The sequence below is a fragment of the Tenacibaculum sp. 47A_GOM-205m genome, from assembly GCF_000518405.1.
In the GTDB taxonomy this organism is placed as follows: domain Bacteria; phylum Bacteroidota; class Bacteroidia; order Flavobacteriales; family Flavobacteriaceae; genus Polaribacter; species Polaribacter lutimaris.
Genome location: NZ_JADN01000012.1, coordinates 1 through 8,197, shown reverse-complemented (window position 1 = coordinate 8,197; position 8,197 = coordinate 1). Strand labels below are relative to the sequence as shown.

10 protein-coding genes and 1 tRNA gene are annotated in these 8,197 nt (G+C 32.9%); all 11 read left to right on the top strand.

From position 1 onward, the window contains the following. A partial coding sequence (locus tag N534_RS0112065; RefSeq protein ID WP_028892735.1) for a hypothetical protein occupies positions 1-482 on the top strand: 482 nt, incomplete at its 5' end. A 218-nt stretch (positions 483-700) separates the two neighbouring features. Continuing rightward, on the top strand, positions 701-1,096 hold the full coding sequence (locus tag N534_RS0112060; protein ID WP_231517327.1) for a cytochrome c family protein: 396 nt from the start codon (positions 701-703) through the stop codon (positions 1,094-1,096). A 160-nt stretch (positions 1,097-1,256) separates the two neighbouring features. After that, positions 1,257-2,075: a hypothetical protein gene (locus N534_RS0112055; RefSeq protein WP_028892733.1), complete on the top strand. Its 819-nt coding sequence runs from the start codon at positions 1,257-1,259 to the stop codon at positions 2,073-2,075. A 131-nt stretch (positions 2,076-2,206) separates the two neighbouring features. After that, positions 2,207-3,877, top strand: coding sequence for an ATP-dependent endonuclease (locus tag N534_RS0112050; protein ID WP_028892732.1), 1,671 nt, complete (start codon positions 2,207-2,209; stop codon positions 3,875-3,877). Between the two features lie 82 nt (positions 3,878-3,959). Beyond that, on the top strand, positions 3,960-4,700 hold the full coding sequence (locus tag N534_RS0112045) for a hypothetical protein (protein ID WP_028892731.1): 741 nt from the start codon (positions 3,960-3,962) through the stop codon (positions 4,698-4,700). A 162-nt stretch (positions 4,701-4,862) separates the two neighbouring features. Next, positions 4,863-5,264 (top strand): contact-dependent growth inhibition system immunity protein, encoded by a 402-nt coding sequence (locus tag N534_RS0112040; RefSeq protein ID WP_028892730.1) that lies wholly within the window; start codon positions 4,863-4,865, stop codon positions 5,262-5,264. Then, complete coding sequence (locus N534_RS15135) at positions 5,254-5,589, top strand: hypothetical protein (RefSeq protein ID WP_051435918.1); 336 nt, start codon at positions 5,254-5,256, stop codon at positions 5,587-5,589. Before N534_RS0112040 ends, N534_RS15135 begins: the two co-directional genes overlap by 11 nt. Positions 5,590-5,771: 182 nt before the next feature. Further along, positions 5,772-5,865: transfer RNA gene (locus tag N534_RS15355), tRNA-OTHER, on the top strand. 61 nt (positions 5,866-5,926) lie between these two features. After that, on the top strand, positions 5,927-6,613 hold the full coding sequence (locus N534_RS0112030; protein ID WP_028892729.1) for a hypothetical protein: 687 nt from the start codon (positions 5,927-5,929) through the stop codon (positions 6,611-6,613). A 156-nt stretch (positions 6,614-6,769) separates the two neighbouring features. Then, positions 6,770-7,447 (top strand): hypothetical protein, encoded by a 678-nt coding sequence (locus N534_RS15350; protein ID WP_028892728.1) that lies wholly within the window; start codon positions 6,770-6,772, stop codon positions 7,445-7,447. A 195-nt stretch (positions 7,448-7,642) separates the two neighbouring features. Then, complete coding sequence (locus tag N534_RS0112020; RefSeq protein ID WP_197017707.1) at positions 7,643-8,068, top strand: barstar family protein; 426 nt, start codon at positions 7,643-7,645, stop codon at positions 8,066-8,068. The last annotated feature ends 129 nt before the right edge of the window (positions 8,069-8,197 follow it).

Sequence of the window (8,197 nt, the reverse complement as noted above, 5' to 3'; positions counted from 1 at the left end):
CGTTGCCAACAATTATGAAAAACGCACTTCTAATAACATTTCTATTCGGGTTTTTGACCTGTTATTCTCAAAATAAATCCGAACTGATTATTGGAAAGTGGAAGTTTGAAAAAAAAGTTGACTTAAGAACAACCCAAGAAAAAATAGCGGACAAAATTAATGAGCCACAAATCATTGAATCTGACGAAGAATCAGATACATTTTTGACATTTAATAAAACTGACAATTATTATAATGAAAAAGAGTTCGGAAAATGGGAAATCAAAAAAGATTCTTTATTAATTTATCGAAAAGTTTCAAAAGATAAGGAACATCTTGACAAAAAAATAAGAGATAAGTACTTAAAAGACAAATTCCTTATCCTAAAAAAAGACGGAATATACTTTTCTAAGCCATATTCCTTGAAAATAAAATACTTATCGAAAGAAAAGTTAGAGTTTGGGACTGAAAAAAGATTTACGATATGGAAAAGAATAAAATAACTGTTGGCAACACCGTATATAAAAAATTGCTAGTTTTGGCTTAACCAATGTAAGTTGCTTTGTTTGCTAGCTTCTGATTTTCCTTCGGAAAATCCTCGCACACAAACACGCAACTTTTCATATACAAACCCGTTGTACGTAATTTTCGCAAACCGTAAACCGAGAGAAAATCTATGAAAAAATTGACAAATCGGATTTTAATAATCTCAAGCGGATTTTTGATTTTGACAATCGGAATTTCTTACTTTCTGTATAGTTTTAGCAAAGCTAAATATCCTGGTTGTGCGACTGAAATTCCACAGAATTTTTGCGGAACTGTTTCACCAAACTTAACGGATAATGCAACTGAAGGAAAAAAAATATTCAATATTAATTGTGCTGCTTGTCACAAATTAGACAAAAACATGACAGGTCCTGCATTACGCGGAATTCATAGCAGACGTGAATTTCCTTATGAGAATTACTTGTTTGACTTTATAACTAAAGAAGATTCACTGAATAAAATTAATGACAGATATACAAAAATTTTGAACGAAGAATATAATTATAAATTTGACCATAATTTTCAACTGACAAAAATAGAATTTGAATATTTAATGGAATATATAAAATAAAAAACTACGTACAACACCGGCTATAGTTCATTGCTTCTGACTTTCCTCTCGGAAAGTCCTCGCAAATTTGCTATCTTCGGTTCACGGCGGAAAATCCTCGCGGATTTTCACGCAACGAAACCATAGCCAAACACGTTAGGCAACATTTGAAAAAAAAATTATGGTAGAATTTATAGCAGTAATTATTATCATCATCGTAATTGCTTATTTCATTGGGAAAAATAAGTCGAAAAAAAGCTCGAATGTTCAAAGAAAAGTTGTTCCACATAAACAAAACTTATCAAAAAACACAAATGGGATTGACATTACAGAAGAGAAAATTCTTTACAAGAAAAAAGGAATTAAAACCTTCGATATGAAAGGAATGTTTTATCAAAATCTAAATCCAAAAGTTCATAGCGGAGATTTTATCGGAATCGCAAGATGCGAAGACAATTCTCACGATATGTATGCTGTTGGAATTTACAATCAAAATGACGAATTACTTGGTTACACGCCAAAAGGAAACAAACGACTAAATAATTCTCTGAACGAATGGAATAACGGAAAAGTTCCTGTTTGGGGAGGACTTTCTCACGATGATTATGATGACAGATGGTATGGAACTGTATATATTCCAGTAGGACTTACATCAGAACAAATAGAAAAAGTTGAGAGAATTTTAAAATTAAAATCTGACAATCAAACCCAAATAAAGAAAAAGGAAAAATCGACCGAAAAGTACTTTGAGATTTTAAATAGGCATCGAGAAATAAAAAAACTATTAGCCGATTTAAAAAACCCAGAAGAATTTTATTATTCCTTTCCAAAAAATCTTGTTCCATCAATTTCAAGTCATTTAGAAAAAGAAAAGAATTGGGAGAAATTAGTGGAACTGGAAAAACATCAAGATTTGATTTTGGAATTAAGTGAGAAATTTAAAGAGACAACATTAAAACGAATCGAAAAAGCAAAAAAAACGTTGCCTAACAATGTATAACCGCAATTACGGCGGATTCGACTACGTCCGAATCCACTCGGAATTGCTAACGCCAGTTCTTAACCGAAAATCATTAACTTTAAATCCGTAACTGACGGTTATACGAGACCGTTATGGGCAATTAAAACAGAATGATAAAAGACATTAAAATACAATTTGGTTCACATCCAACTGGAGAAAAACTTCTTATTGAAACTTCCCCTGTAACGGTATTTGTTGGGCCGAATAATTCCGGAAAAAGTAAACTCTTGACTGAGATTCAGCAATTCAGTCAAAATGGAGTCAAGAATCATACTTTCAAACTGATTGATGATATCAGTTTTAATGAACTCAGTGAAGAACAAAGGACTAGAGAAATAGAAAATCACACTCTAACACCAAGTGCAAATGAACGTATAAATCAAGGTAACATACTTTTTGGAGACGGTCGTTCAAGACATCAAGTTAATGAACAACTGCCAAATCAGATATTGACTAACCCAAACGGACAAAAGAATAATTTTTGTAGATATTATCTATCATACAAAACTCTAAAACTTGATGCTCTCAATAGGATTTCGTTGATAAACCAGCAACCACTTGGTGATTTACAGTCTTCACCATCAAACAATTTAGCTATTCTATTCTCTGATGATGAAAAACGATTAGAGGTTCGAAGAATCATTGAAGATGCATTTGGATTGTATTTTGTCCTAGACCCAACAAATGCAGGTCAGTTAAGAATTAGACTTTCAAAAACAGCTCCTGCAAATCATCAAGTGGAAAGGGGACTTCATAAGGAGGCCGTTGATTTCCATAAAGAAGCACTTGAAATTACCTTAGCGAGTGATGGCGTGAAGGCTTTTACAGGTATTATAACATCAATAGTAGCTGGAAGTCCAAAAGTTACCATTCTAGATGAACCAGAGGCATTTCTTCACCCATCTCTGTCATTCAAGCTTGGAAAAGAGATAGCTACTTCGGCTAAAATTGATTTGAATAGACTATTTGTGTCTACACATAGTTCCAATTTCTTAATGGGTTGTATACAAAGTGGTGCTTCAATCAACATCGTGCGACTAACATACTCGAATGACGTTGGTACCGCTCGTTTATTGGACAAAGAAAAAATAAGCACTCTAATGAAGGATCCTTTACTTCGTTCAACAGGGGTGCTTAATGCTTTGTTCTACAAGCATGTAATTGTTACGGAAGGAGATTCAGATAGAGCTTTCTATCAAGAAGTGAATGAACGGCTTTTGGAGTTTGACTCTGACAAAGGGGTTGACAATTGTCTTTTCATCAATGCTGTTGGTAAGGATACAATTTGGAAAATTGTAAAGCCATTAAGAGAAATGGGGATTCCAGCAGTTGGAATTTATGATATTGATATTCTGAAAAATGAAGGAAGCAACTGGACTAATGCACTTAAGTCTTCTTTTGTTCCTGAAATAAGCCACCAACCATTAGGTCAGACTAGAAGCTTACTCAAGAACAAGTTTTCAGAACTAAGTATTAATATGAAAACAGATGGTGGTGTAGACGCATTACCGCAAGAGGAAAAAGAAGCAGCAAATAATTTATTTAATCAATTAGAGGAATATGGAATATTCACTGTTCGAACTGGAGAGGTCGAGCATTGGCTGCAAAACCTAGGTGTAACTGCTCATAAGTCAGTATGGCTTTCTCAAATGTTTGAAAAGATGGGCTCTGACCCAAATGACCCAAGTTTTGTTAAACCTAGCGAAGGTGATGTCTGGGAATTCATTGGTCGAATAAATTCATGGATGTCAAACGAATCACGAAAGGGAATTCCAAAATAAAAGCCCATAACAAAGTGTATAGTGCATACCCTTCGGGATACGCACCATACACAAAACGTTGGCGTGCATTTGAAAAAACATAATGGATAAAAAGGCAAAATCAATTTTATTTAAAACATATTGGACTTCTCAAGGTTGGAAACGTGAATTTGAAGCTGACCCTACAGATTTTGAATATGCCAAATCAAAAGGTTTGATGTTTGACCCAATTTCAATGTCTATGAAAGAGGTCAAATCTAAATTGCAAAAATTATTGAACATCATAGATAAAAAGAAAATTACTGATGGATTTTTATCTAGTTTGACCAATAAAAGACTTGATTGGCGTTCAGCTATTGCTAGTTATTTCAATGCCAAATTAATACTTGAAGGAAAAAGGGAATTCTATCGTCCCGAAATTTTCGAATATAAAAATGAAGACCTTAATGTTCTAAACTTTGAGAGAATTAAATGGAGCGGAGTTAGACATTCAGATTTGTTGTATAATTATCTTGACTTAAAATTATTTGAACAAGAAAACATATCCGAGCCAACAGAATTGGACATTCAGACCTTTAAAGACATTTTAGAATGTATCAATAATTCAGAGTTTGGAGAATATCCAGGTAAACTAAGAGATAGATTAAAGGATGTTATGAAAGGAAGTAAAAATGAACGACATACAATAATGGAAATTCTTGGATGTTGTGAAATTTTAGAACCTAAAAGTTATGACAGACCAACGACAGGAAGACACGATTGGGCTTTTGTTGAATATTGGAGAGGAGAAGATAAGTTCAATAAAAAAATAGTTGATGAATACTTTGGACAGTATTTGAAATAAAAAACGACACGCCAACACCGGCTATAGTTCATTGCTGCTGACTTTCCTCGCGGAAAGTCCTCGCAAATTTGCTATCTTCGGTACACCGCGGAAAATCCTCGCGGATTTTCACGCAACGAAACCATAGCCCAAAACGTTGGCAACAAGCTGAAAAAACCAAGAATGGAAACAAAATCAATCGAACAATTGGAAAAAAATATTTGGAAAAATCCTTCTGAATTTCCGACTAACTTGGTTGAAAAGTGCTATCAATACAGAAAAATAAGTATCGCCGAATTGACCAACGAACAAATAAGACTTTTGATTTCCCAACAAATCGGAACTGAATATCTAATCGGAGTTGCTCTTGAAAAACTTGAACGGAATATATTGACTGAAGGCGATTTTTATGAGGGCGATTTACTTGTCGCTGTTTCTGGATTGCCGACTGAATTCTGGACTGAAAAACAAACCGAGTTTTGGACTTTTAAAAACTTGATTGAACAGAATGCTGAACTGATAAAGACCGAACTTGGAGAGAAAAAATTTGACCAAATAAAAAACCGAATTAAAAATGGGACATAAGAACGTATGTTTTAATTGTAGAAAATCATACAATCAAGGTACAGACTGGGACAACATTCGTGAATCTAAATGTCCTGAATGCGGAGCTTTAATGAAGCAGGTTACTCACAGATTTAGACCGCCAAAACAAAGTGATGTTAAGAAATGGAATGTGGCTAAATTTCTAATGGAACAAGGATTTTTATACCATCACGTATGGGAAAAAGTATTCAAAAATGAGAAAGGAGAAATTTATGCTTTAGCTAATTACGCTGAATATCCTCAATCTATGAGAGAAGCAAAAGAGTTTGTGGAAAAGTATAAAGAACAAGCAATAATTGAATAAAGCCAGTTGCCAACAATGTATAACCGCAATTACGGCGGATTCGATTTCGTCCGAATCCACTCGGTAATTACTAACGCTAGTTTTTAAACAAAATATGTAACTTTAATCCCGTAACAACAGTTATACAAATACGTTAGCACATATTGAAAAAAAATAAATATCTTTAAGAAAAAATTATAGATGTCTCAATAGTTTAAATGGAAAAACATGGCGGCATTTAAACAAGGAGCTAAGATTTTTAACCATCATATGTAGGTTCGAGTCCTGCTTGAGACACTAAAGCTCCTTGTTCAAGACTGACTCTTTTTGGAGTCAGTCTTTTTAATTCCAAAAAATTATGAGTAATTTAAATAATATTCAGAGAAAAATAAGTGAAGGAATATCTGGATGGCTATTGTTCGAATTCAACTGCTTTAGAGGATATTTGTTTAATGAGAAGTATTTATCATACCCCATTGGACAAATACTTAATAGTATTACAGAATATAAAACCTTAACTGAAATTAACCATCCATGTAGTAATAATGAACAAGGAAGACCATTACAAATTGATTTTGTAATGACAGACGATTCTTCTAAATGGAAATATGCTTTTGAATCAAAATGGATAGGAAATAGCAACATTTCTTTAGGATCAATGATTTGGGATTTAATCAGATTACAAAATCTGTTTATAGAACAACCAAATGTAAAATGCTATTTTATTCTTGCAGGGTTTGATAAAAAAATTAATCAATTAATTGCGGATTTTGATATTTGCTTTCATGAAGATTCTCAAAAGAAGAATGAAATAGTAGAGATTAATAATACATTTTTAGTTTTTAATCTCTTTAAACTTGATAAAGCAACAAAATCATATATAAACAAGAGATTAGAAAAATATCCGAATTTCAAATTATTCTCAAGAATCCGTTGTAGACCAGCACATAAATTCCCTAAAAATGATGTTATAAATATGACATTCTCTACATATATTTTTGAGGTTAAAAAACCAGATTTGACTCATAAAGTAAAAGAAATATAAAAAACATGTGCTAACACCGTGTATAATTAATTGCGGCTGAATTTCCTTAACGGAAATTCAATCTTATTAATTATCTTTCCGCAACAACGGAAAACGACTCGCGTCCTTTTCCCGCAAAAAATCATACACAAATACGTTAGCACCAATTTGAAAAAAATGATAAAATCGATAATTATAGTAATAAGTGTTTTTTTAATTCTAACAGGTTTTAAAACCTATAAGTTTCTAAAAGAAAACGTCAAGAAAATTCCAAAAGTAAGTTTTGAGGAACAACTTAAAACTTACAAAGAATTGGGATACAAATTGAATAGCGGAATTACTAAAGAAACGCTACTTGAATCATACGATAAATCTGATTTTGAAGATGATACTTGGGTTCTAATGTATGTTGCTTTAGGTTCTACAATAGAAAGAGAACCTTGGACACCAATTACGAATGATTGTTGGCATTTCGATGCTGAATGTATCGAAGACAATGGTTCTTATATCGACATACTTAAAAACATCAAAAGAATATCCAAAACCAAACTGAACTTTGAAAACATTAAAGATTTCGTTGATATAGACAACGAGAAAGCTTGGGTTTCTTTTGACTTAAATGGAAAAAATTATAAATGGAATTTGAGAATCGATAACGATTGGGTTGATGGTTCATTATTTGATAAAATACAGGAGCTAAACTCTGAATTAAAAAATAGTGAAAAGTTGACTTTTATTGGGTTGGGTCAAAATGGAGTAATTGACTATATGACAGAACAAGAAATGGCTGAATTTAAGAAAACCACTAATATCGGAATAAAGTGGTTGAACGGAATTAAAGATATTGGAGAATAAAAACTGGTGCTAACAATGGCTATAAGTAATTGCTCGTTCTCGCCTACTTCTGAAAATCCTCGCGGATTTTCAGTTTGGTGTGTACTTGTAAAGTTAAGTGCTAAACCACACAACTACTCATAGCCGAGACCGTTGTAGGTAATTTAAGAAACCGTGATAATACGAAAAGAAATTAAGGACGATAATGAGCTTTACTTGTATTTCAATGACAAATTGATTTACAAAAGATGGTTGAATTATGGATATTCCAAAGTGTTTGACAAAATGGCTTATGGAAAAGACACTTTCGTTAGTATTATCGAAGATGAATACGGAAAAATTCGACATAGAAGAAAGATTTTCATAAACGGAGAATTTTGCGAAACCAAAGAAGACTTTTGGAATAAATATGTAGCGGAAATTGACTCTGAATCTGGAAAATTATTCGGAAAGAATCTTGACGCTTTTAATGACGCAATAACAGCGGAAGGACCTGGATTTCCAGGAGATTGTATAATTGAAATTATCGGGACTGAAAAACTTGAAAAAGTATTTGGGAAAGAAGATTTTGACTTTATAATCGGACTATTGAGAGATGCAGAATTTGTTGACCTGATAATTGAAAAAGAAAATATTGAATAAAAAACTACCTACAACAATGTATAACCGCAATTACGGCGGATTCGACTACGTCCGAATCCACTCGGAATTGCTAACGCCAGTTCTAAACCGAAAATAATCGCTAATTTAACCCGTAACTGACGGTTATAC